The following is a 23,931-nucleotide window of genomic DNA, read 5'->3' on the forward strand; positions in this document are numbered from 1 at the left end:
AGCCCAAGGAGTGATTGGTCAGCCAGTTGCTCCTCTCATTGTAGCTTAGGCACGAGATGGAGGGAAAGCCGGACTGGCTGTCCGGCTTTCCTGTCCAAATTTATTGTAATAGGAGTGATACAGTGGGAAATAGAGTTTATGCCGGGGATGTCGGTATCGACCATGTTGGCCGGATGGTAGTCCCTGTTCGGGCAAGAAAGGCCCTGGGGATCCAGACGCAGGATACCCTTTTGGCATACGTTGATGCCCGAGCAAACGAAATTGTGCTAAAGGTGTCAAAGCGCCATTGCATGGCTTGCGGAGGAACAGAAGAATTGAGATCCTATAAAGACGTCATACTGTGTGCTCACTGTCTGATGGAGATGAAGAACGATGGATGATTTGAAGAACAGAATCATCCAGGCACTGCAACGACCCGCTCAGCAGAAAGAGGATGCCTTCCTTGTCTGCTCTGCAACAGAGCTGATGGAACAGCTGGGGTTTGAAAAGTGGCCGCTGCTCATCACAATGAAACATCTGCGGAACATTACCAGCGAGCCAGACCCTCAGCACCCATCACGGCATGGGGTCCCGGTGGAAGTCATTGCTGCCCTGCCAGAAGATTTGAACGATCCGACCCTCGCGTTTGCAGGCCACCATGGAGCCTATGCTTTTTTGGTCGATAAGTATGTGCAGAACGATCCGGTGGCTGTTATTGTGGATCCCCACGGAAAGGCAGTAATCAGTTCTCGAATTCAGCAAGCAAATTTTATCCTGTCAATCTATCCTCTGGAGCAGCTCGTCGATTGGATCGAACGGTTGCGGCCAGAGGATATTGTTTATGCCAATCGAACCCGCGCCAGAGCAATGCTGGCGGCCAGAGGGATACCATTCTCCCACCTGGCGGCCAAGCTCGTCGGCTCGGGCTATTATTTTGGCAGAATTGGCAGAAAATCGAAGGAGGGGAAGACGTATATGAGAAGTATCAGCGTTGGAGACCTGATTTACTCTGCGGTGAAAATCGACGATGTGGGCCGTCGCTTTCTGGTAATCGAAGTAGACGATGCACAGAATATCAAGGCAATACCCATTGATGTGGGCGATACGCCCTCCGCAGCAAGTGTGTTACTGCGGAAAATCAAAAACCTTAAAAGTTTGACTGCGGATCTCAGCACGGAAGTAACAATGTCCGCTGCATGGCCATGGATCAGACAGCCTGTTCATCTGTCCGATAGTGAACTGCGAGAGCTCGTACAAACAAAAGAGGAATATGGCAAAGATCATCCGCCCAAGGTGATACATGCCGACCAGCCGGTGGAGCCAATGCCGGATTTTGACCAGGGTATCGTGGACATGTATGAGAAGTTCCGGGAGGATCCTGAGATGCTGCAAGAGTATCTTGATTTTTCCTCCCGATTCTATACGTTTTCCCAGCGTAACAGGATGCTGATCTATCTGCAAAATAGATATGCAACCTTTGTGGCAAGCAAAGCTGGTTGGCAGGAGAAGGGCTATAAGATTTTGCCGGAACAACAGCGGCGAGGATTGCAGATCTTTCGTCCCATCGAAAAAGAGTATATCAACCGTGAGGGGAAATTTGTGCCGTTGTCTGCTGCAACTGCACAGGAACAGTATCAAATCGCCGCCAATGAGCTGGAAGTGGTGCGGCGAACGACATTCGTGCCGTATCCCGTCTACGACATAGCCCAAACGAACTGCCCGGTTGAAGACTACCCCAAGGTATACGATAAGGGAACCGCATCTGTGGACCACGATCTTCTGTATAAGGCGGTGGAACGTGTAGCGGTCCTGGAAGGAATAAGCGTGACAAAGGAACCGCTCATCTCCATATCTCTTGATGGGTATTATGATAAAGTCGAAAATTCCATCCACATAAACAACCTGGCAAAAGACACGGTCGCCGCATCGACAATATTACATGAGTATTCGCATGCGCTGCTGCACTGTACCTCTGCACCCGAACTGCCCAAAGAGGTAAAAGAATTTGAAGCCCAGGGAATGGCCGTGATGCTGCTAAAGCATTACGGCTTTTCTGTTTCTCAGCAGGACCAGAAATACCTGGTAGATTATCTCAGCCGGGCGACCATGTGTAAGGACTTCGACCTGGGAAAAAGCCTGACCAGGATGGGGCAGCAGTTTCGCCATGCGGTAGAGCGTATTGATGAACAGCGAGCTTATGCAACAGAACAGCAGAGGACTGTTCGGCCTGAACCAGCAAGAATGGAGCAGATCCAATCAAATTTTCTGAAAGATCTGTAAAGGGGGTGGGGATGCAGCCTCGGCTGTTCAAAAATCTGAAAGGTAGTGATGATGATTGAGAAGACGAAAAAACCTGCTTTTTCTCTTTGTTGTCGCAGTCGGAATAGCTGCGGTGATTGCAGTGCCGCCTCAGTATCGCGTTGCAGCATTGGGAGCAGCTTTGCTGGTTGCTGGCGTCGCATTTTTGATTTGGTCTTGGATCTATCAAAAACCAATCGACGTAAAGGATGTTGCGGCCGGCCATGGGCAGCACGGTAAGAGCCGGTGGATGAACGATACAGAAAAAAACAGTATTTTTCTTTCTGTACCGTCAGGACGAGAAACAGAACCAGGTTTTGTGATCGATTTCTCTGCCGGGCATTGGCGTGTGGATACAAGCGAGCATAACGTAATGCTTGTAGCGCCACCGGGCAGCGGCAAAACGACCCGCATAATAATACCGACGGTTCGTTACAATCTGGCTGTCAATAAGAATACAGGCGGCCACGGGGCCAGCATGGTGATACTGGACTGCAAAGGGGAACTGTACCGCCGGAACGCAGCGCAGCTGCAAGCAGCGGGTTATCGGACGCCGGCTCTCGATTTGCGCAACATAAGCAAATCAAGCCGGTACAACTTCATCGCCAATGTGAATGCCGCTATCGACGAGTACCGGGCAGCAACCGATAAGCTGTCAAAGGCCCGAGCGTATGGCCGTGCTGAGCGATATGCAAAGGTGGCGGCAAGCCTGCTGATTGACAGCGACAGCGCAGAAGTAAAATCGGAAAGCAGCGATTATTTTAACGAGACTGCCCGTGGCCTGATTACTGGCGTCATACTGCTGGTCAGTGAATATGCTCCTGCGCCGCAGCGCCATATCATCAGCGTTTTCAATCTCATTTTGGAAATGAATGGACAGATACAAGGCTCCGGCGGATTTGGCCAGCCGCAAAAAACCAAGATGGAGGCGCTGCTGGAGAAAATCAACGATCCACGGATCCGATATTACACTGGTCCGGCGACAAGCGCCGATATGCGCACGTCCATGAACGTGTTTTCTTCCGCGCTTGGCAAGCTGGTCAAATTCATCGATGCCGAGTTGGAACAGGTCCTGATTGCCCACGACAGCGATTTTGACGCCAAGACGTTCATCTCACAGCCTTCCGCTCTTTTTCTCATCAGCCCGGATGAGAATACGACCAGGCACTTCATCAGCAGCCTGATCGTGCGGAACCTGATGAACGATTTGATCGAAATCGCGGAAACAGAATATGGCGGTGTTTTGCCGCGAAAGGTGCTGCTGCTTCTGGACGAGTTTGGCCAACAGCCACCCATCCCGGATTATGACGCCCTCAGCGCCGCCATGCGAAGCCGCGGCGGCCGGCTTATGATCGCGCTCCAGGACTTTGCCCAGCTGCAAAAGCATTACAGCAAGACAAAAAGCGAGATCATCCGAGGGACGAATCAAACGATCATTACTTCTTTTGTTGCGCCTGCGGCGCTCTCCACTGCCGAGACCATCAGCAAGATCCTGGGCAATGAAACGATCCTGACAGGCTCCAGCAGCATCCAGCAGGGCAAGACGAGCAGCACGAAGTCGCTTGTCGGCCGGCCACTGATGTCGCCCAGCGATTTGATCGCCATGCCGGTGGGCGAATTTATTGTGATCCGGGGCACGGCCTACCCGTTGAAGGTGACGCCGCCTGGTTACTGGACGTATCTGGAAGACGCGCCGGAGCCGCAGCGGCCCGACCTGGAATATCGTGAGGTGCAGGTGGCGGACGCCGACCTGCTTTCCGCCCGTGCAGGTGCGCTGTCGTATGATTTGACACCAGGCATGTTTGACATCGAAGAAAACGAGGACCCGCTGCCGGCTTGACCGGCAGCGGGTCTAACTTTAGGACTTAGGAGAATGAATATGTTTTTGAAATTGCCGAATGCGCTGCTGGAAATGCAGCTGCCGCCCAATGCACTAAAAGTGCTGTGTGTGCTTATGAGCGCGGCCGACCATGAGAACAAAACCACAATGCGCACCTGTGTGATCGCTCGGAAGTGTGATGTGGCAGCCGGCACAGTCTGCGCTGCAATCAAACATTTGGAATCGATGGGGTTGGTGCGCCGTGAACACGTCTACAAAGAGGACGGTACATACGCCGCAAACAAGTATACGATCGCTCTGCCCGTGGGCGGGCGTTGGTTCGCCCTCAACCTGTCGGAGCAGGTCCTGCAACTGCCGGCGAGCAGTTTTAGCGTCTATGCGGCGATGCTGCGCTTTCGCGGGCGGAACCGCAAAGCGTTTCCTTCGCTTTTTCAATTGTCGTCTTTGCTGGGTCTGTGCAAAAACACACTGCTGCGGGCGATCCGCTGCCTGCAAGCCTCTGGTTTGCTGAAAAAAATGGCCAAATGGGCGGGCAAGCACAATTTGTATTTGATCCAGGACACAAAAGAAGAGCGCCTGGTTGAGCAAAAACCAGACGCCCGCACAAAACAGTTAGATAGCCCATCTAACACTTTTAGCTTAACATCCGTTTTGCATCGTGTCAAGAGGGCAGTGGTTCATTTTTTGAATAACATACCCATACCCACCCACTACGCTACAAAAAGAAGATAAACATAAGGCTAAAAGAGAGGTAGGGGATAGCTATACCTTTTTGTCGGCCCGTTTTTTGTTTGTACGGGTAAGGACAACTGTGATATACTAAAAGCACGGATAATGTGTATCGCATGGGCAACTCTCACTTTTGGCCGTGTCTGAAAAGCGTGCAATAAAGCCAAAATTAAGGTGCGACCGACGGTCGCACCTCAACAGGAAAGGAGGCGAATGTCCATGGAACAAACGATGCGGGCAACACTGATGAGCCGTGACGTGGAGATTGCAAGGATCGAGGGGCGGCAGCTGTATCCACTTCGGGAGGAGCTGATGCCACTGTATCTGCGTCGGACGGGGAATCTGGAGGAATGGCTGGCTCACAGAGCGATTGATCGTCACAGAACGCACTCGCGGCTGCTGAAAAAAGTGTTGAGGCTCTCGGAGAAAGACGACGCCTCAACGGCACTGGCCATGCAGGCGGCCACGATCACGGATACCTACTGGGTACGGCCGGCGGGCAGCGATTTAACTTGGGATAAAGTGCGGTTTCGGGAAAATTATTTTGACACTCTCGCGCTGCAAGGAGATCTCTCTGCATTTAGCCGCCCGCCCAGCCGCACCCCGGAACTGACCAACATTGGCAGCTTTGAAAAATGCTGGCGCTTGGAAGACGGCTGCTGGTGGATGTATAAGCAATGCAATGAGAACGAGATGTTTTCAGAGCTGTTTGTTTATGAACTGTGCAAGGCGCTTGGTTTTCCCACTGCCCGCTACGAAAAAGCGGGGCCTTTCATTCGCACACTTGACTTCACTGCCGGCAAGGCGAATTTCGAGCCGGCTTTCTCTCTTGTTGGAGAAGAGGAAGATTACGGACTGAATTACCGTATCTTCAAGGAAATATCTCCTGTAATGGCTGACGATTATCTGCAACTGCTGATGATGGACGCATTTTGCCTCAATGCCGACCGCCACACGGAGAACTACGGTGTGCTGCGGGACGTCGACACCGGGGAAATACTATTACTTGCGCCGAATTTCGACAACAACATATCTCTGCTTTACGATGGCTATAAACCGCAGCAAAGAATGCCGGATCTGCTTGGCAGGGAACTGAACGACCTGGAGCGTACAGAACATGCCCTCAGTGAATATGCAGCGCACCGCCCGTTGCCGATGATAACGCCGGAACTGATCGAAGAGTGCTGCCGCCGAACAGAGATGAAGGTCGATGTGCCGTATGTGCAGCAGTTTGTGATGGCGGGCTACCGGCAGACGCTCATTCCGCAGATGTTGCAAGAGCAGGCACACAGCCTGGAACCATGACAGGGTACGACCGACGGTCGTACCTGAAAAACCGCATAACAAAGCCAAAAGCGAGGTACGACCGACGACAGAAACGCCTGCAAAACAGAAGGCTGCAACTTTGTTAAAACCAACAATGGTAATTTGCATCCTGGCGTGCTATACTAAATAAACCGACAGGAGGAATGCACAATGCTGACCAACGAAGATCTACAGGCGATTTCCGGGCTGATCACTTCCGCTGTCACTGCCAGCGAAGGGCGTATGATGGCCCGGATGGATAAAATTGACGCCCGACTGGACAATATGGATGCCCGGCTGGACAATATGGATACCCGGCTGGACAATATGGACGCCCGGCTGGACAATATGGACGCCCGGCTGGGGCGCGTTGAACACGAGCTGGTCGAGGTGAAGGACCGGCTCTGTGCTGTTGAGGAAAACACCGAAGTCACCCGCGGCGCGGTGAACGCGCTTGTGGAATGGGCAGAGCAGGTGGCGGTGATCACCAAAGCGCCGTTCCCCGTGCAGCACCAGCCAGTGGTGGAACCGTGATAGGTACGACCGGCGGTCGCACCCCAAAAACCGCATAACCAGGCCAAAAAGCAGGTACGACCGTCGGTCGTACCTGCTTTTTTTGATTTAGGCCAGCCGAACAAGCTGGATCAGGCTGATTGCCGCGGCAAACAATGCCAGCAACTTGTCGATGTCCATAAATCTCACCCCTTTCTCGTTGCGAAGAAGTGAGATCTATGGTCGTTACTTTTCGGGGCAGCGCAACCGAAAACCGCTATTGCAAAATGTGGCAATCCATGGTATAATAAATTAAGACAAAAGAAAACCCCCACAGGTCGTTTCACGGTTACCCGCCGGAAACGACCATGCGCCACTCGTTGGTTAGGGCCCAGCGACTGACTTGTGAGAGCTTTTCTAAATCCATTATACAGGATTTAGAGAAAAAGTCAACACAAGAACGCCGCCGGACATCCTCAATGGGTGACGGGAGCGTTCTTTTTTGTTGCGCACTTTGAAAAAAAGTGGATGCAAGCTGAATTTCATTTGAGATACGGGTAATTCGGAGACTATAATGACTATCTGCTTGACGTGCAGAGGGTCAGGGATTCGAGTTCCTTACCGCCCACCAAACCCCTAAGACGCATCGCGTTTTCGGGGTTTTTGTTGTTTTCCTTGTGGAAAAGCCGCAAAAGTGATATAATAAAGGTGTTCCAAGAAAGACCCTCCGCGCCTCCGGGCGCGGGGCAACCGTTGAGCCGTGGATGACATCGTGCGTGTGTCGTCCCCGGCCTTTTTTGCGCGGATGCGCGAAAAACAGGAGGGAGCAGCATGAAAAAACGCAAACTGATCGCATTGGGGCTGGCGGCGGCGCTGGCCCTGGCCCTGACCGCCTGCGGCGCGAAGCTGACGGGCGTCGGCCTGCCGCAGGAGGAGCTGAAACTGACGGTGGGCGGCACCGCGGCGCTGGAGCCCGTCTTCGCCTGGGACGGCGAAGCGCCCGCCGAGGACCCGGCGGTGACCTACACCAGCGCCGACGAGGCGGTGGCCACCGTGGATGAGACCGGCACCGTGACCGGCGTGGCGGCGGGCGAGACCACCGTCACTGCGGCGGTGGGCGAGCTGAGCGCCACCCAGACGGTGGTGGTGAACATCGCCACCGAGACCCTGACGGTGGAGGAGATGAGCCTCCATCTGGCCGACGGCGCGGCCCAGGCCGTGGTGACCGTGGAGCCCGCGGAGCTGGCGGACCAGTTCACCTTCAAGACCGGCGATGAGGCCATCGCCGCCGTGGACGAAAGCGGCACCGTGACCCCGGTGAAGGAAGGCCACACCAGCCTGCTGGTGCTTGCGCCGGACGGCACCCGGGCCAAGGCGATGATCACCGTGTGGAGCGGCCCCAAGGAGCTGACCCTCACGGCGGGCAAGACCGAAGTGACCGTGGGCGGCACCACCACCGTCACCGCCGCCGATGAGACCGGCGCGGCGGTGGACGCCGCCACCCTGACCTGGTCCTCCAGCGACGAGGGCGTGGCCACCGTGGACGAGGCCGGCACCGTGACCGTGGTGAGCGCCGGCGAGGCGACCATCACCGCCGAGACCGCCTATGAGGTGGCGGGCAGCGTCACCCTCACCGGCAAGGAGGCCGCCAAGTCCTCGGGCAGCGGCTCCTCCGGTTCTTCCGCTTCGGCAGGCGGCAGCGGCTCCGGCAGCGTCGCCGCCCCCACCGAGGACGCCCCCGAGGGCTGGGGCACCCACGGCTGGTTCTATGTGGATGTGGACACCACCGCCTTTGATATGCAGAACCAGCTGCGGTCGGCGGCGGGCGCGGCGGCCCTTGCCTGGGACGACAGCCTCGCCTCCATCGCCCAGAGCCGCTGTGAGGACATCGCGGTGGACTTCAGCCACAACGGCGCCCAGACCACCGGCGAGAACATCGCCGTGGGCTACGCCGACGCGGCCTCGGTCATCGCCGCGTGGCAGGGCAGCACCGGCCACTACCAGAACATGATCAACACCGTCTACACCCGGGGCGCCATCGCCCACATGTACGACGGCGACGGCTGCCACTACTGGGTGGCAGTGTTCGAGTGAGCGCTGACAAAAAAGTGAACACACCGGCCCGGCGGCCTTCCGCGTGTTTTTGCGCGGGGCCGCCGGGCCTTCTTTTTGCCGCCTGCGTTTGCCCTCGGCGCGGTTTTGTGGTATACTATATCGGATATTGTGGAGAAGTGTGGCCGCAGGGCCAAAGAGGGAAGTGTCTATGCGCGTTTTGGGCATCGACCCCGGCTACGCCATCGTGGGCTGGGGGGTCGTGGAATACATCGGAAACCGGTTCACGCCGGTGGACTTCGGGGCGGTGACCACCCTGGCGGGTATGCCTTTCGAGCAGCGCCTTGCGGCGGTGTACGACGGCGTTTCGCGCATCATGCGGGACTATGCCCCCGAGGCGCTGAGCATCGAGCAGCTGTTCTATCAGCACAACCAGACCACCGTCATCGGCGTGGCCGAGGCCCGCGGGGTCATCCTGCTGGCCGCCGCCCAGTGCGGGGTGCCGGTGTTCGAATACACCCCCATGCAGGTCAAGCAGGCGGTCACCGGCTACGGTAAGGCGGTGAAAAAGCAGGTGCAGGAGATGACCCGGGTGCTGCTGCGCCTGGACAAGGTGCCGAAACCCGACGACACCGCCGACGCGCTGGCCATGGCCATCGCCCACTGCCATTGCAGCCGCAGCCGGCTGCAGAACATGCCCTTGCGCTGACAAAGGAGGCCTTTCGCCGTGATCTATTGCCTGAACGGAAAAATTCTGAAAAAGAGCCTGGACCAGGTGGTCATCAGCTGCGCCGGGGTGGGCTATCAGGTGCAGGTGCCCTCCAGCGTGGCGGGCGCGCTGCCCGCCGTGGGCCAGGAGGCCACCCTCTACACCTGCATGAACGTCACCGAGAGCGACGTGTCCCTCTTCGGTTTTGCCGACGAGGAGCAGCAGGCCTGCTTCAAGATGCTCACCGCCGTGAGCGGCGTGGGCCCCAAGGTGGGGCTGGCGATTTTGAGCGTGCTCAGCCCCCAGCGCATCGCGCTGGCCGCCTCGGCGGGGGACCACAAGGCCTTCACCGCCGCCAGCGGCGTGGGCCCGAAGCTTGCCCAGCGCATCACCCTGGAACTGAAGGACAAGGTGGGCAAGGGCCTGGCAGAGGGGCTTTCCCTCTCCGACCTGGGCCCGGCGGCCCCCGCCGCGGGCAGCAATCTGGCCCAGGCGGCCGCGGCCCTCACCAGCCTGGGCTACACCTCCGGCGAGGCGGCGGCAGCGCTGACCAAGCTGGACGACACCCTGCCGGTGGAAGAACTCATCAAGCTGGCGCTGCGCGGCATGGCAAGGAGGTAAACCGTGGAAGATTTTGACCGCAACGACCGTCTGGTCAGCCCCGAAGTGAACCGGGGCGAGACGGAGGAGATGAACCTCCGCCCCCGCACGCTGGAAGAGTATGTGGGCCAGGAGAAGGTCAAGGAGAACCTGCGCATCTATCTGGAAGCGGCCAAGCGCCGGGGCGAGCCCATGGACCACATCCTGCTCTACGGCCCTCCGGGCCTGGGCAAGACCACCCTGGCGGGCATCGTGGCCCAGGAGATGGGGGTGCAGATCCGCATCACCAGCGGCCCGGCCATCGAAAAGCCCGGCGACCTGGCCGCCCTGCTCACCAACCTCCAGGAGGGCGACGTGCTCTTCATCGACGAGATCCACCGCCTCTCCCGCCAGGTGGAGGAGGTGCTCTATCCCGCCCTGGAGGACTACGCCCTGGACATCATGATCGGCAAGGGCCCCAGCGCCCAGTCCATCCGCATCAACCTGCCCCGGTTCACCCTCATCGGCGCCACCACCCGGGCCGGCCAGCTCACCGGCCCGCTGCGCGACCGCTTCGGCGTGCTGCTGAAACTGGAGCTTTACAGCCCCGACGAGCTGGCCCGCATCATCCGGCGCAGCGCCGGCATCCTGGGCCAGCCCTGCACCGAGGAGGGGGCTCTCGAACTGGCAAAGTGCAGCCGGGGCACCCCCCGCGTGGCCAACCGCCTGCTCAAGCGGGTGCGGGACTTCGCGGTGGTGCTGGGGGACGGCACGGTGGACGGCGACGCCGCCCGGCTGGCCTTAAAGCGCATGGACATCGACGCGCTGGGCCTGGACGAGCTGGACCGCAGCCTGTTGCGGGCCATCATCGAGCTGTACGGCGGCGGGCCGGTGGGTCTGGACACCCTGGCCGCCGCCCTGGGCGAAGAGGCAGTGACGCTGGAGGACGTGTGCGAGCCCTATCTGATGCAGATGGGCTTCCTCACCCGCACCCCCCGGGGCCGGTGCGTCACCCGGCTGGCCTATGAGCATCTGGGCATGCGCGCCCCGAACCTTGCGGAGGAGAGCGGCCAGCAGAGCATGTTCTGACCGCGCCGCCGCGCAAACCAACAAGAAATATTCACAATTACAGGGTACAATATAGAATCCATGACCCCAGGGCCATGGCAGAGAAAAAGGAGAAGTGCCTATGCGAGCCGCCAGTTCCTGGCAGGATTATGAACTCATCGACGCCACCGGCGGCAGCCGGCTGGAGCGGTGGGGCGACGCGCTGCTGGTCCGCCCGGACCCGCAGGTGGTGTGGAGAAATGAGCGCACCAGCCCCCTGTGGGCCAAGGCGGACGCGGTGTATCACCGCAGCGACAAGGGCGGCGGCCAGTGGGAATACCGCCGCCGTCTGCCCGAAAAATGGCAGATCGGCTGGCAGGGCCTGCGGCTGGTGGTCAGCCCCACCGGCTTCAAACACACCGGCGTGTTCCCCGAGCAGGCGGTGAACTGGGCCTTTTATCAGAAGGCCATCGCCGCCGCCGGCCGGCCCATCCGGGTGCTGAACCTCTTCGGCTACACCGGCGGGGCCACCCTGGCCTGCGCCGCCGCGGGGGCCAGCGTCTGCCACGTGGACGCCTCCAAGGGCATCGTGGCCTGGGCGCGGGAGAACGCCGCCGAAAGCCGCCTGGCGGACAAGCCCATCCGCTGGATCGTGGACGACTGCACCAAGTTCGTGGCCCGGGAGGCCCGCCGGGGCAGCCGCTACGACGCCATCATCATGGACCCGCCCAGCTACGGCCGCGGCCCGGGGGGCGAGGTGTGGAAGCTGGAAAACTGCATCTATGACCTCATCGAGCAGTGCACCCAGGTGCTCAGCGACGAGCCCCTGTTCGTGGCGGTGAACAGCTACACCACCGGTCTGTCGCCGGCGGTGATGGAGTACATCCTGAAGACCCTTCTGTGCCCGGAAAAGGGCGGCACGACCAGCTGTGACGAGATCGGCCTGCCGGTGTCCAGCACCGGCGGCGTGGTGCCCTGCGGCGCCACCGCCTTCTGGCTGGCAGACGGCGTGCAGGCGGGGGAGAAAAAGAGCTCGATGAACGCGCCCATCGTTCTCAAACCCTTGGCGCAGGAAGCGCAGACGGGGGAGGAATGAACATGGAACACATGATAAACGCCGAGGGCATCCGCTTTCGCTATACGCCGGAAAGCCCCTGGGCCGTGGACGGCGCCTCTGTGTCGGTGGACAAGGGCGAGTTCGTGGCGGTGCTGGGGGCCAATGGCTGCGGCAAAAGCACCCTGGCCAAGCACTTCAACGCCATCCTGCTGCCCGAGGCCGGCACCGTGCTGGTGGAGGGCATGAACACCGCCGACGAGGAACATCTCTATGACATCCGCCAGAAGGTGGGCATGGTGTTCCAGAACCCGGACAACCAGATCGTCGCCACCGTGGTGGAAGAGGACGTGGCCTTCGCCCTGGAAAACCTGGGCGTGCCCCCCGCCGAGATACGCGCGCGCATCGACGACGCAATGAAGATGGCGGGCATCTACAAGCACCGGGAAAAAGCGCCCCACAAGCTGTCGGGCGGCCAGAAGCAGCGGGTGGCCATCGCCGGCGTCATCGCCATGCGGCCGGACTGCCTTGTGCTGGATGAATCCACCGCCATGCTGGACCCCCGGGGCCGGGAAAAGGTGATGGAGACCATCCGCCACCTCAACCGGGACTACGGCATCACCGTGGTGTCCATCACCCACTACATGGACGAGGCCGCCCAGGCCGACCGGGTGGTGGTGATGAGCGAGGGCAAGGTGGTCATGGAGGGCACCCCCCGCCAGGTGTTCAGCCAGGTGGACGAGCTGCACCGGCTGCGGCTGGACGTGCCCCAGGTCACCGAGCTGTGCTGCCGGTTGGCAGAGGCCGGGGTGGACATCCCCACCGACATCATCAACGAGGAAGAATGCGCCGCCGCGCTCTATGAGCTTTTGAAGTAAGCGCGGCGGTTTCGGGGCAAAGGCCCCGCAAGAGGGAGGGAAAGGCGGCCTATGGCAGCCATCATCGAAACAAAGGGCTTGACCCACATCTACAACGCCGGCATGCCCGACGCCACCGTGGCGCTGGACAAGGTGGACTTTGCCGTGGAAGAGGGCGACTTCGTGGGCATCATCGGCTCCACGGGGTCGGGCAAAAGCACCCTCATCACCCACTTCAACGGCATCCTGAAGCCCACCGAGGGCCAGGTGCTGGTGGACGGGCAGGACATCTGGGCAAAACCGGCGGACATCCGCAAGTTCCGCTTCATGGTGGGGCTGGTGTTCCAGTACCCCGAGTACCAGCTGTTCGAGGAGACGGTGTATAAGGACATCGCCTTCGGCCCCAAAAACATGGGCCTGGACGAGGCCGAGATCGACCGGCGGGTGAAGAGCGCCGCCCGGTTCGTGGGCCTGAAGGACGAATATCTCCAGCGCAGCCCCTTCGAGCTTTCCGGCGGGCAGAAGCGTCGGGTGGCCATCGCCGGCGTGATGGCCATGGAGCCGAAGATCCTGGTGCTGGACGAGCCCGCCGCGGGCCTGGACCCGGAGGGCCGGGAGATGATCCTCTCCCAGGTCAAGCGCTTCCACAAGGAGACCGGCACCACCGTCATTCTGGTGAGCCACTCCATGGAGGACATCGCCAAATACGCCGACAAGGTGCTGGTGATGGACCAGCGCCGCATCGCCATGTACGACACGGTAGAGCACGTCTTTGCCCGTGCGGACGAACTGCTGGAGCTGGGCCTCTCGGTGCCCCAGGTGACCAAGGTGTTCCTGCGGCTGCGGGCCATGGGGCTGGACCTGCCCCAGGACGTGTACACCGTGCCCTATGCGGTCAAGACCATCCAGGCGGCCCTGGCGAAGAAGAACGGGGGAGGTGAGGCGACGTGCTGAAAGACATCACCATCGGCCAGCACTTCCCCGGCAACTCCCCGGTGCACCGGTGCGACCCCCGGCTGAAAATCCTGCTGGTCATCGCCTACATCGTCATCCTGTTCACGGTGACCAACTTCCTGGGCCTTGCGCTGAGCATCCTGCTGCTGGCGGGGCTGTATCTCATGGCCCGCATTCCCCTGAAACTCATCCTCAAGAGCCTCAAGCCCATCATGCCCATCGTGGTGTTCACGGCGGTGCTGAACCTCTTCTTCATGGGCGGCGAAGGGGAACCGCTGGTCTCCTTCTGGGTCTTCCGCATTTATAAGGAAGGCGTGGCCTACGCCATCTTCATGGCGGTGCGCATCGTGGCCCTCATCGCGGGCACCAGCCTTCTGACCTACACCACCAGCCCCATCGTCCTCACCGACGCCATCGAGCGGCTGCTGCGTCCCTTCGCGAAGCTTCACATGCCGGTGCACGAGCTGGCCATGATGATGACCATCGCCCTGCGCTTCATCCCCACCCTCATCGAGGAGACGGATAAGATCATGAACGCCCAGAAGGCCCGGGGCGCCATGCTGGACAGCGGCTCCCTCTCCGACCGGGTAAAGGCCATGGTCCCCATCCTCATCCCGCTGTTCATTTCGGCTTTCCGACGGGCGGACGAACTGGCCATGGCCATGGAGTGCCGCTGCTACCGGGGCGGCGAGGGCCGCACCCGGCTGAAAGTCCTCCGCTTCGGCGCGCTGGACTGGGAGGCGCTGGTGCTCTGCACCCTGGCCTTCGCGGCGCTTTGGGCCACCCGCTTTCTGATGCCGGGGGTCTTGTGAGATGAACATCCTGCTGGACCTGAGCTATGACGGCACGAACTTCTGCGGCTTTCAGGTGCAGAAGAACGGCGTTTCCGTCTGCGAGACCGTGCAGAACGCCCTGGAGGCCCTCTTTGGGGCCCGGCCCGACGTGAAGGGCTGCGGCCGCACCGACGCGGGGGTGCACGCCTTGCACTACGCGCTGAACTTCTGGGCCGAAACCTCCATCCCGGTGGAAAAGCTGCCCCTGGCCCTCAACCGCCACCTGCCCGACACGGTGCGGGTGAACGCCGCGCGCGAGGTGCCCCAGGAGTTTCACGCCCGCTATTCCGCCCACACCAAGACCTACGTTTACCGCATCTGGAACAGCCCGGTGGAAAGCCCCTTCGAGGCGGCCTACCACCACCGCATCAGCGCCCCGCTAAACGCGGAGGCCATGGACAAGGCGGCGGCGAAGTTCGTGGGCAAACACGATTTTCTCAGCCTCTGCTCGGCGGGCAGCTCGGTGGCGGCCAAGGGCGACACCGTGCGCACCATCTCCGCCTGCAAGGTGGAGCGGCAGGGGCCCCTTGTCACCGTCACCGTCACCGCTGACGGCTACCTTTACAATATGGTGCGCATCCTGGCCGGCACCCTGGTGGAGGCCGGCCGGGGCGCCCTTGACCCCGACGCCGTGCCCGCCATCCTGGCCGGGCGCGACCGCAGCCTTGCCGGGCCCACCCTGCCGGCAAAGGGGCTGTTTTTGAAACAGGTGGACTATCCCCCCGAGGCCCTGGGCCTCTGATTTTTCCCTGAAAGGAGGCGCCGCCGTGAGCGAAGGACACAGTGGGTCCAACGTGACCCGTTTGCAGGAGGTGCGCCGGCGGCGGGCGCTGCGGCGGCTGCGCAGGCTTGTGCTTGTGCTGGCGGCGGCGGGGCTGGTGGCCCTCTACTTCACCGGGGCTTACAGTCAGCTGGCCCTGGCCGCCCGGGAGACCTTCGACTCGGTGCGCATCGCCCTGTCGCCCGGGGCGGGCTGGCCGGTCAAGACCGGCATCCCCGAGATACTGCAGGCCGAGCCCCTCTCCGGCGGCTTTGTGCTGCTGGGGCAGCAGGACGTGGGCGTCTGGTCCGGCGGCGGCACCGAGCTGCGCACCATCCAGCACGGCTACGCCCGCCCGGTCATCAGCGCGGGCAACACCCGCTTTTGCCTCTACGGCCGCTCCGGCTACGAGCTGCGGGTGGAGGGCCGCACCGACACCCTCTACAAGCGCACCTTTGAGCAGCCCATCCTGCTGGCCGAAATGAGCACCGGCGGCAGCGTGGCGGTGGTGACCCAGTCCGACCGCTTTGCCGCCGAGCTCACCGTGTGGGACTCCTCCATGGAGTTCCGCTACGGCTGGAACCCCACCGACACCGAGGGCACCCCGGTGCGGGTGGCCTTTGCGCGGGACAACAAGCGCCTTGCCGTTGCCTGCCTTGTGGCCCAGGGGGGCAGCTTGCAGACAAACCTCTATTTCCTGGACATCCGCAGCGACGAGGTCACCGCCTCGGCCACCGCCACCGGCCAGCCGCTGCAGCTGCACTGGCTGTCCAACGACCGGATGCTGGCCATCTATGACCGCACGGCCATCGTCTACGACGCGGCCACCGGCGAGCAGACGGCGGTGTACAGCTTTGAGGGCGAGAGCCTGGGCGCGGCCTCGGTGTCCGGCCAGAACTGTGCTTTGCTGTTCAGCCCCGACGCCAGCGATTCCCCCGCCCGGCTGGTGATCCTGGACCCGGAGATGCAGGTGCTGGGCGAGGCCAGTGTGCCCGCCCCCGCCGAGGGAGTGGTGTGCACCCGCACCGCCGCATACGTTTTAAGACAGGAGAGCGTTGCCGCCTACAGTCTGGCCGGAGAGGCCCTGTGGGAAGCGCCCACCGAAACGCGGCCCCTGGCCGTGCTGGACGCAAAGCAGCTGGTGGTGGTCACCGGCGGGCAGGCCGACCTGCTCACCCAGCCGGACGACGGGCAGACCGCCTGAGCGCCCCGGCAAAAAATCCAAACGCAAAAAGGAGTGATCGGATGAACGCGGCCATCGTGTTCGACCTTGTGATGCTGGCCCTGCTGCTGGTGGTGGCCTTCGCCTATGCCCGCCGCGGCTTTGCCGCCGGTCTGGTGCAGTTCGTGGGCAATCTGGCCAGCCTCATCGGGGCGCTGGTGCTCAGCCATCAGGCCTCGCCCCTGCTGTTCGAAAGGTTTTTCCAGAACGGCTTTGTGACCAGCATCCAGAACACCCTCACCGCCGAGGGCACGGTGAACATCCAGTCCACCATCGAAAAGTACGCGGGCTTTCTGCCCGAGAGCATCAAGGAGAGCCTCACCGCCTCCGCCGCCGGCCTGCTGGACAGCGGCGCGCCGGACATGGCGGTCAAGCTGGTGGACGAGGTCATCGCCCCGCTGCTCACCCCCATCATCGCCATCGTGCTGTTCTTTGTGGCCTTTGCCCTGTGCAGGCTGCTGGTGGGGCTGCTGGTGGCGGTGCTCACCAACGTGAACCGCATCCCGGTGATGGGCTCGGTGAACCGCTTCTTCGGCTTTTTGATGGGCCTGCTGGCCGGCGTGGTGGACCTGTATCTGGTGCTGTGCGCCGTGTGGGCGGTCATCGTCATCACCGGCGGCTCCATCGAATTTCTCAACGACCAGGCGCTGGCCGGCAGCATCACCTACAGCCTGTTCGGACGCTTCAATCCGTTTTATTAAGGGGCCGCGGGCCCCGTGACTCGGGGCCTTGGAAAAAGGCAGAGAGGGAGAGAGACCTATGCTTTGTGTCAAATGCAAAAAACGCACCGCCGTGGTGTTCATCCAGCGCATGGAGAACGGCCAGCCCAAGCAGGAGGGCTACTGCCTGACCTGCGCCCGGGCGCTGGGCATCAAGCCGGTGGACGATTTGATGAAACAGTTCGGCATGCGCGACGAGGACCTGGAGGCCATGGAGGAGCGCATGAACAGCTTCATGGAGGAAGCGGGGGAGAACGGCATGTCCGGCATGTTCCCCTTTGCCCCCATGGGCGAGGAAGAGGGCGACGGCAAGGAAAACAACTCGGACGAGGAGTTCACCCCCGGCGGCTCCGCCACTTTCCCCTTCGGCTTCGGCGCCAAGGGCGACAAGAAAAAGGAGAAGGAAAAGGGCCCCGGCAAGCTGAAATTCCTGGATAAATACTGCGAGAACCTCACCGCCCGGGCCGCCGCCGGCAAGCTGGACGAGATCGTGGGCCGCGACCAGGAAATTTACCGCACCATCCAGATTTTGGCCCGCCGCCAGAAGAACAACCCCTGCCTCATCGGCGAGGCCGGCGTGGGCAAGACCGCCATCGCCGAGGGCATCGCCCAGCGCATCGCCCGGGGCCAGGTGCCCGCCTGCCTCAAGGGCAAAAAGCTTTACCGGCTGGACCTCACCGCCCTGGTGGCCGGCACCCAGTTCCGCGGCCAGTTCGAGCAGCGGGTGAAGGGCCTCATCGACGAGGTCAAGCGCCTGGGCAACGTCATTTTGTTCATCGACGAGATCCACAGCATCACCGGCGCGGGCGACAGCGAGGGCGCCATGAACGCGGGCAACATCCTGAAGCCCGCTTTGTCCCGCGGCGAGATCCAGGTCATCGGCGCCACCACCTTCACCGAGTACCGCAAGTTCATCGAGAAGGACCAGGCCCTGGAGCGCCGCTTCCAGCCCGTGAAGGTGGGCGAGCCCAGCATCGCCGACGCCATCAATGTGCTGAACGGCATCAAGAAGTATTACGAGGCCCACCACGGCGTGGAGGTCACCTCCCAGATCGTGTCCGCGGCGGTGAACCTCTCCGAGCGGTACATCTCCGACCGCTTTTTGCCGGACAAGGCCATCGACCTTTTGGACGAGGCCTGCGCCTGCTGCAACCTGCGCCACCCCGAGATCAGCGAGCTGGCCGAGACCCAGAAGTCCCTGGCCGCGCTGGAAGCGGAGGAGCTGGCCCAGGAGCAGGCGGAGAACGGCCCGGACTACGAGCGCCTTGCCCAGATCAAGACCGAGATGGCCCAGCTGCGGGAAAAGCTGCCCGAGCTTCAGCTGAAGGCGGGCGGCATCAAGGTGGAGATGCAGGACGTGGCCAAGGTGGTGGAGCTGTGGACCGGCATCCCCGCCATGAAGGTGGAGCAGAGCGAGTTCGCAAAGCTTTTGAACCTGGAAAGCGAGCTGAAAAAGCGCATCATCGGCCAGGACGAGGCCGTGGAGGCGGTGGCCCGCGCCATGAAGCGCGCCCGGGCCGACCTTTCCGGCAAGCGGCGGCCCGCCAGCTTCATCTTTGTGGGCCCCACCGGCGTGGGCAAGACCGAGCTGGTGCGCCAGCTGGCGAACCAGCTGTTCGACACCCCCGACCCGCTCATCCGCATCGACATGAGCGAGTATATGGAAAAGCACACCGTCAGCCGGCTCATCGGCGCCCCTCCGGGCTATGTGGGCCATGACGAGGCGGGCCAGCTCACCGAGCAGGTGCGCCGCCGGCCCTACAGCGTGGTGCTGTTCGACGAGATCGAAAAGGCCCACCCGGACGTGATGAACATCCTCCTTCAGATCCTGGACGAGGGCCGCATCACCGACAGCCAGGGCCGCACGGTGAACTTTGAGAACACCGTCATCTGCATGACCAGCAACGCCGGCAGCACCGAAAAGACCGGCGAGACCGGCTTTGCCAAAACGGCCGAGCAGATCAGCGCCAACAAGGCCATGAAGGCCCTGGGCGAATTTTTGCGGCCGGAGTTTTTGGGCCGCGTGGACGAGGTCATCGCCTTCAAGCCCCTCGGGGAAGAGAGCCTGGAGCGCATCGCCGCCCTGGTGCTGGACGAGTATGTCCAGTCCCTTGCGGAAAAGGGCGTCACCTTCACCTACACCCCCGCGGCCTGCAGGGTGCTGGTGAAAGAGGCGGGCTCCAAGTTCGGCGCGCGGGACCTGCGGCGCACCATCCGCAAGCGGGTGGAGGACCCCCTGGCCGAGCGGTTCGTGGCGGGCACTCTCTCCGGAGCCGTCACGCTGGACGCGAAAGAGGACCGGCTGGAACTGGTCTGAAAGCGGCGTAACGGAGTTGTCTCCGAATTGTAACCAAAAGTTTACGAAAAACTGACATTGGCGGCGCAAAGTTGAAATATTTTCAGGGGGTCGGTCCGTTTGAGGGGTGAAAGCCTCTCGCGGCGGGCCGCCGCAGAGGAGCGTGAGGGAATGGTGGAGCAGCCGGTGTGCGAAAGCACCGAGATGGAACGGCTGGTGGATGTGTACGGCACCGGCATGCTGCGCATGTGCTGCATGTATCTGGGCGATGTGCACCTGGCCCAGGACGCCGTGCAGGATGCTTTCATCAAGATCTACCGCGCCTGGCGGCCCATCGAAAACCCATCGGCGGAAAAGGCCTGGGTCATGCGCATCACGGTGAACGTCTGCAAGGATTATCTGCGCAGCGCCTGGAAGTGCAAGGTCAATCTGGTGGAGCAGTATCCCGAGCTGCCCGGCACGGAGACCCCCAAGGACGGGCAGGGCCGCCTGTTCCAGGAGATCATGGCCCTGAAACCCAAATACAAAGAGGTCATTCTGCTGCACTATTACCAGCAGCTGAAGGTCAACGAGATCGCCGCGGTGCTGGGCGCGCCCCAGTCCACGGTGAGCATCCGGCTGCGCCGCGCCCGCGAGGCATTGAAAAAAAGATTGGAGGGAGGGCCAAATGAAGATCTGTGACGAAACGGTCCGGGCCGCTGTCGACAGCGGCCTGAGCAGCGTCCAGATGGACGCTGCTCAAAAGCAGGCTATCCTGGCCCAGTGCCGGCCCACCGTGGCCGTGGCGCCGCCGGCAAGGCGCCTGCGCCCGATGAAGCGCGTGCTGGCACTGGCGGCGGCCTTTGCCCTCGTTCTGTGCCTGGGCGGCGGCGTGCTGGCCGCGGCCCCCGAACTGCAGCAGAAACTGGCCGTTCTGGGCGAGGAGACGCTGCAGATGCTTCAGCCCATCAATCAGGTCAGCGAGGACGCGGGCATCCGCATGGAAGTGCTGGCCGCCATGAGCGACGGCCAGGTGGCAGCGGTCTACATCGGCCTGCAGGACACCACCGGCCAGGGACGCATCGGCCCGGACGCCGAGCTTTACACCCCGCAGGTCACCGGCACCATGTTCACCAACGTGGAAACGGTGGACTATGACGAGGCCACCGGCACCGCCATCCTGCGGCTCACCGCCAACGCCAGCCAGCAGCTGGCGGGCAAAAAGATCACCGTGGGCGCCACCAGCATCACCTCCGGGCTGTCCTTCAACGACCCGGTGGACCTGGGCTACACCATGGAGGAAGTCCGCAGCCTCACCGGCCACATCCCGGTGCAGTACAACCAGCAGATCGACTCCTGGGGCGCCACCGGCCCGGCCATGGAGTGCTACACCAAGCTGCTGGACGAGGGCAAGATCCCCGTGCTCGCCGGCTGGGAGCAGCCGCTGGCCCTGCCCGGCGTGGACTGGGCCAACGTGAACGCCGCCGGCGTGGTGGACGGCCAGCTGCACATCCAGGTGAACAACCTGGGCGGCATGGGCCGGGTGAACCGCCTGTCCTTCTCGCTGTGGAACGCCGGGGGCGAGCGGGTGCCCTGCACCGAGCTGGAACTGGACCTGGGCGAAGAACACAAGATGGGCACCTTCCAGAGCTACAACGATCTGGTGGAGTATGTGCTCATCCCGCCGGAGGGCGCCGACCAGAGCGAGCTGACCGTCCGGATGGAGACCATGACTTACGACTGGCTCATCGACGGCGATTGGGCCACCACCTTCCGGCTGGAGGAAGCCAGCGAATCGCTGGTCATCCCCTGCGGCAAGGACATGAACCCCTGGACGCTTGACGAAGTGCAGGTGTCGCCCATTTCCGTCACCGCCTTCGGCACCGGCGAGATGACCGCCGACAGCGAAGCCGCCGACCTGCGGGTCATCCTGACCGACGGCACCGAGGTGTCCAGCAGCAGCGCCAGCGTCAGCACCGGCGACGACACCGTCGTCTGCCGCAGCATCTTCGATCAGGTCATCGACCTGGAAAAGGTGGCAAAGGTCACCCTCAACGGCGAGGAGCTGCCGCTGCCCTGACAAAATCGAAAATCCCCCTGCCCGCATGGTCGGGGGTCATAAGAAAGCAAAATTAGTTTTCGCAGGAACGGCATGGCTTCGGTCATGCCGTTTCCTGTTTTATCAGCTCGTCCACGGGAATAAAGCCCACAAGGTCATAGGAGATACGGATGTTCTGTCGCCGTTTGCCGCTGCTCTTGTCCGGCGCTTCGATGTAGATCGCCTTTACAAGCTCCCGCAGAGCGTAAGGGGTCAATTCCTGTAAATCCGTGTACTTGTGTACCCGCTGGATGAACTGATCCAAGTTTTCAATCTGTCGTTCCTGTACTTCAATGTCCTGCTGTAAGGTCTGGATTACCACCTTGAGCTGTGCCTGCTCGTCCTCATAAGACTGGCTCATCATGGAAAACCGCTCATCCGTAATCTTCCCGGCTACATTGTCCTCATAGATGCGGATGAACAGCCGGTCAAGCTCGCCCATACGCCGCTGCGCCTGTTCCAGACGCTTGATGCTGGCGCAGATTTTTTCCTCGCTGGACAGCCGAAGCCGGTGTTCCATTGCGGCCCGGAAATGCTTCTCATACCGGGTCACATAGAAGATGACCGTTTTCATGTGCATCCAGACCAAATCTTCCAGCACAACCGCCCGGATGAAGTGCGCCGAACAGCTTCCCGTGTTGCTGCGGTAGTTGGCGCAGACAAAGTGATCCTGCCGCTTCTCAAAGTAGTTGGTGGTGCAGTACCGCATCTTTGCGCCGCAGTCGGCACAGTAGACCATGCCGGAAAACAGGCTGCTCTTGCCGGTTTTCGTCCGGCGGTGGCGCTGCTGGCGGATTTCCTGAACCTTATCAAAGATTTCCTGCTCAATGATCGCCGGATGGGTGTTGTAGAATACCGCCTGTTTTTCAAGGGGCGTGTCCCGCTGCTTCTTATCCCAGATGGAGTTGGTGTAGGTCTTGAAGTTGACCGTACAGCCGGTATATTCCCGGCGCTCTAAAATGTGGACAACGGTGTTGGTGTTCCAGTGATAGGGATCGGAAGTCTCCGGGCTGGGGGTCTTGATGCCCACCCTGCGCTTGTAGGCGGTGGGGTTGAGAACCTTTTCCTCCTGCAAGAGCTTGGCGATCTGCATCGGCCCGCGCCCTTCCATGCAAAGGTGGAAAATACGCTTGACCACCTGAGCTGCCGCCTCATCCACAATCCACTTTGTCTTGTCGTTCGGGTCTTTGAGATACCCAAACGGGACATTGGTGGTCAGCGGTACGCCGCGCTCGCCTTTTGCTTTCTGTACCGCCCGGATTTTGCGGCTGGTATCCTTCGCAAAAAACTCGTTGAACCAGTTCTTTATACCTGCCACATCGTTGTCGGTGCTGTTGGGGTCGATGGTGTCAAAGTGGTCGTTGATGGCAATATACCGTACTCCATACTTCGGAAACGTGAAGTTGATATACAACCCAGTCAGCGATGAATTTCTACCCAGTCTGGATAGGTCTTTGGTGCAGCAGACGGCCACATTCCCAGCCTCAATTTCGGACAGCATGGCCTGAAAGCCGGGGCGGTCGTAGTTGGTGCCGCTGTACCCATCGTCCACAAAGAAAGTCGGGTTGGGGAAACGATGCTCTTTTGCGTACTGGAGCAGGATCATTTTTTGATTCTGGATGGAATTCGATACATCCCCCTTGCCGCCGTTCTTGTCATCCTTCATATCTTCCACGGATAGACGGCAATAGAGAGCCGTAATTTTTTCAGTTGCCCGCTGCATTTCTGCGTCCTCCTTCAATGGGGCAACTGCCAGTACAGGATTGGCTGTTTCTATTGTACCAAGATTTCGGGTGTTTGTCATTCGCTATCCTCCGTCTTTTCTGTAAACTTTTCGGCCATGATGCGCTCCATCTTCCGGTTCAGTGGCTCCGTGCCGTCATAGCTGCCAGTGACGGTGTAAACCGTGCCGCCGATCTCCTTCTGCAAGGTGAATTCCGGCAACCAAAATGCCGAGAGATTTTTGACACGGATATGCCCGCATTCATCGATCCAGAAATTGCGCTTCGGTGGGTCGGTGGGGCCGGGATTGGAAAAATGATATTCTTCGGGTGTGTCCAGGCCGTCTATGATTTCGGGTGGGATTTTCAATTTGCTGTCCATAACTGCCTCCTGAAAATGTGTAAGGT

At 60.8% G+C, this 23,931-nt stretch carries 21 protein-coding genes; 19 read left to right on the forward strand and 2 right to left on the reverse strand.

The genetic code is table 11. The features are described from left to right. The first annotated feature begins 372 nt into the window (after positions 1-372). From ACMI1Q_RS08995 to ACMI1Q_RS09085, 19 genes are all read left to right on the forward strand, one after another. Positions 373-2,259, forward strand: a complete 1,887-nt coding sequence (locus ACMI1Q_RS08995) for a hypothetical protein (protein ID WP_394980998.1) — start codon at positions 373-375, stop codon at positions 2,257-2,259. Positions 2,260-2,314: 55 nt separating this feature from the next. Then, positions 2,315-4,117 (forward strand): type IV secretory system conjugative DNA transfer family protein, encoded by a 1,803-nt coding sequence (locus tag ACMI1Q_RS09000; protein WP_394963745.1) that lies wholly within the window; start codon positions 2,315-2,317, stop codon positions 4,115-4,117. 39 nt (positions 4,118-4,156) lie between these two features. Then, the gene (locus ACMI1Q_RS09005; RefSeq protein WP_394963743.1) at positions 4,157-4,849 is read left to right on the forward strand and encodes a helix-turn-helix domain-containing protein; all 693 of its coding nucleotides are present in this window, start codon (positions 4,157-4,159) and stop codon (positions 4,847-4,849) included. 216 nt (positions 4,850-5,065) lie between these two features. Next, positions 5,066-6,151: a hypothetical protein gene (locus ACMI1Q_RS09010; RefSeq protein ID WP_394981000.1), complete on the forward strand. Its 1,086-nt coding sequence runs from the start codon at positions 5,066-5,068 to the stop codon at positions 6,149-6,151. A 171-nt stretch (positions 6,152-6,322) separates the two neighbouring features. After that, positions 6,323-6,685 carry a hypothetical protein gene (locus ACMI1Q_RS09015; protein ID WP_394962219.1) on the forward strand — a complete coding sequence of 121 codons (363 nt, stop codon included), beginning with the start codon at positions 6,323-6,325 and terminating at the stop codon, positions 6,683-6,685. Between the two features lie 789 nt (positions 6,686-7,474). Next, a complete protein-coding gene (locus ACMI1Q_RS09020; protein WP_394981002.1) occupies positions 7,475-8,737 on the forward strand; it encodes an Ig-like domain-containing protein in 1,263 nt (420 codons plus the stop codon). Between the two features lie 169 nt (positions 8,738-8,906). Then, the gene (gene ruvC / locus ACMI1Q_RS09025) at positions 8,907-9,404 is read left to right on the forward strand and encodes a crossover junction endodeoxyribonuclease RuvC (RefSeq protein WP_419503542.1); all 498 of its coding nucleotides are present in this window, start codon (positions 8,907-8,909) and stop codon (positions 9,402-9,404) included. Positions 9,405-9,422: 18 nt separating this feature from the next. Next, positions 9,423-10,025, forward strand: a complete 603-nt coding sequence (ruvA, locus tag ACMI1Q_RS09030; protein WP_394981006.1) for a Holliday junction branch migration protein RuvA — start codon at positions 9,423-9,425, stop codon at positions 10,023-10,025. A gap of 3 nt (positions 10,026-10,028) precedes the next feature. Continuing rightward, the gene (gene ruvB, locus ACMI1Q_RS09035) at positions 10,029-11,072 is read left to right on the forward strand and encodes a Holliday junction branch migration DNA helicase RuvB (RefSeq protein WP_394981008.1); all 1,044 of its coding nucleotides are present in this window, start codon (positions 10,029-10,031) and stop codon (positions 11,070-11,072) included. A gap of 100 nt (positions 11,073-11,172) precedes the next feature. Then, positions 11,173-12,126, forward strand: a complete 954-nt coding sequence (locus ACMI1Q_RS09040; protein WP_419503543.1) for a class I SAM-dependent methyltransferase — start codon at positions 11,173-11,175, stop codon at positions 12,124-12,126. Positions 12,127-12,128: 2 nt separating this feature from the next. Beyond that, a complete protein-coding gene (locus ACMI1Q_RS09045; RefSeq protein WP_419068035.1) occupies positions 12,129-12,962 on the forward strand; it encodes an energy-coupling factor transporter ATPase in 834 nt (277 codons plus the stop codon). A gap of 51 nt (positions 12,963-13,013) precedes the next feature. Continuing rightward, on the forward strand, positions 13,014-13,895 hold the full coding sequence (locus ACMI1Q_RS09050; RefSeq protein WP_419503544.1) for an energy-coupling factor transporter ATPase: 882 nt from the start codon (positions 13,014-13,016) through the stop codon (positions 13,893-13,895). Then, positions 13,889-14,707: an energy-coupling factor transporter transmembrane component T family protein gene (locus tag ACMI1Q_RS09055; RefSeq protein ID WP_419503545.1), complete on the forward strand. Its 819-nt coding sequence runs from the start codon at positions 13,889-13,891 to the stop codon at positions 14,705-14,707. Before ACMI1Q_RS09050 ends, ACMI1Q_RS09055 begins: the two co-directional genes overlap by 7 nt. A gap of 1 nt (position 14,708) precedes the next feature. Beyond that, the gene (gene truA / locus ACMI1Q_RS09060; protein ID WP_419503546.1) at positions 14,709-15,470 is read left to right on the forward strand and encodes a tRNA pseudouridine(38-40) synthase TruA; all 762 of its coding nucleotides are present in this window, start codon (positions 14,709-14,711) and stop codon (positions 15,468-15,470) included. Between the two features lie 25 nt (positions 15,471-15,495). Beyond that, positions 15,496-16,692 (forward strand): DUF5711 family protein, encoded by a 1,197-nt coding sequence (locus tag ACMI1Q_RS09065; protein WP_419503547.1) that lies wholly within the window; start codon positions 15,496-15,498, stop codon positions 16,690-16,692. Positions 16,693-16,733: 41 nt separating this feature from the next. Next, entirely contained in the window at positions 16,734-17,411 is a 678-nt protein-coding gene (locus tag ACMI1Q_RS09070; RefSeq protein ID WP_419503548.1) for a hypothetical protein, read from the forward strand. Positions 17,412-17,469: 58 nt separating this feature from the next. Beyond that, complete coding sequence (locus ACMI1Q_RS09075) at positions 17,470-19,746, forward strand: AAA family ATPase (RefSeq protein ID WP_419503549.1); 2,277 nt, start codon at positions 17,470-17,472, stop codon at positions 19,744-19,746. A 150-nt stretch (positions 19,747-19,896) separates the two neighbouring features. Next, a complete protein-coding gene (locus tag ACMI1Q_RS09080; protein ID WP_330056771.1) occupies positions 19,897-20,406 on the forward strand; it encodes a sigma-70 family RNA polymerase sigma factor in 510 nt (169 codons plus the stop codon). Further along, positions 20,393-21,784 carry a hypothetical protein gene (locus tag ACMI1Q_RS09085; protein ID WP_419503550.1) on the forward strand — a complete coding sequence of 464 codons (1,392 nt, stop codon included), beginning with the start codon at positions 20,393-20,395 and terminating at the stop codon, positions 21,782-21,784. Before ACMI1Q_RS09080 ends, ACMI1Q_RS09085 begins: the two co-directional genes overlap by 14 nt. A gap of 82 nt (positions 21,785-21,866) precedes the next feature. On the opposite strand, the gene ACMI1Q_RS09090 is transcribed toward ACMI1Q_RS09085, so the two are convergent. Together ACMI1Q_RS09090 and ACMI1Q_RS09095 are read right to left on the reverse strand one after the other, a co-directional pair. Then, complete coding sequence (locus tag ACMI1Q_RS09090; protein ID WP_419503551.1) at positions 21,867-23,606, reverse strand: recombinase family protein; 1,740 nt, start codon at positions 23,604-23,606, stop codon at positions 21,867-21,869. Continuing rightward, positions 23,603-23,905: a hypothetical protein gene (locus ACMI1Q_RS09095; RefSeq protein WP_270912822.1), complete on the reverse strand. Its 303-nt coding sequence runs from the start codon at positions 23,903-23,905 to the stop codon at positions 23,603-23,605. Before ACMI1Q_RS09095 ends, ACMI1Q_RS09090 begins: the two co-directional genes overlap by 4 nt. Positions 23,906-23,931: the final 26 nt, after the last annotated feature.

Source organism: Candidatus Allofournierella excrementavium, assembly GCF_048526665.1.
GTDB lineage: Bacteria > Bacillota > Clostridia > Oscillospirales > Ruminococcaceae > Allofournierella_A > Allofournierella_A excrementavium.

Coding starts and splice junctions, on each gene's coding strand:
- ACMI1Q_RS08995 (WP_394980998.1), top strand. CDS start 373: ATGGATGATTTGAAGAACAGAATCATCCAGGCACTGCAACGACCCGCT.
- ACMI1Q_RS09005 (WP_394963743.1), top strand. CDS start 4,157: ATGTTTTTGAAATTGCCGAATGCGCTGCTGGAAATGCAGCTGCCGCCC.
- ACMI1Q_RS09010 (WP_394981000.1), top strand. CDS start 5,066: ATGGAACAAACGATGCGGGCAACACTGATGAGCCGTGACGTGGAGATT.
- ACMI1Q_RS09015 (WP_394962219.1), top strand. CDS start 6,323: ATGCTGACCAACGAAGATCTACAGGCGATTTCCGGGCTGATCACTTCC.
- ACMI1Q_RS09020 (WP_394981002.1), top strand. CDS start 7,475: ATGAAAAAACGCAAACTGATCGCATTGGGGCTGGCGGCGGCGCTGGCC.
- ruvC (WP_419503542.1), top strand. CDS start 8,907: ATGCGCGTTTTGGGCATCGACCCCGGCTACGCCATCGTGGGCTGGGGG.
- ACMI1Q_RS09040 (WP_419503543.1), top strand. CDS start 11,173: ATGCGAGCCGCCAGTTCCTGGCAGGATTATGAACTCATCGACGCCACC.
- ACMI1Q_RS09045 (WP_419068035.1), top strand. CDS start 12,129: ATGGAACACATGATAAACGCCGAGGGCATCCGCTTTCGCTATACGCCG.
- ACMI1Q_RS09050 (WP_419503544.1), top strand. CDS start 13,014: ATGGCAGCCATCATCGAAACAAAGGGCTTGACCCACATCTACAACGCC.
- truA (WP_419503546.1), top strand. CDS start 14,709: ATGAACATCCTGCTGGACCTGAGCTATGACGGCACGAACTTCTGCGGC.
- ACMI1Q_RS09070 (WP_419503548.1), top strand. CDS start 16,734: ATGAACGCGGCCATCGTGTTCGACCTTGTGATGCTGGCCCTGCTGCTG.
- ACMI1Q_RS09075 (WP_419503549.1), top strand. CDS start 17,470: ATGCTTTGTGTCAAATGCAAAAAACGCACCGCCGTGGTGTTCATCCAG.
- ACMI1Q_RS09080 (WP_330056771.1), top strand. CDS start 19,897: ATGGTGGAGCAGCCGGTGTGCGAAAGCACCGAGATGGAACGGCTGGTG.
- ACMI1Q_RS09085 (WP_419503550.1), top strand. CDS start 20,393: ATGAAGATCTGTGACGAAACGGTCCGGGCCGCTGTCGACAGCGGCCTG.
- ACMI1Q_RS09090 (WP_419503551.1), bottom strand. CDS start 23,606: ATGACAAACACCCGAAATCTTGGTACAATAGAAACAGCCAATCCTGTA.
- ACMI1Q_RS09095 (WP_270912822.1), bottom strand. CDS start 23,905: ATGGACAGCAAATTGAAAATCCCACCCGAAATCATAGACGGCCTGGAC.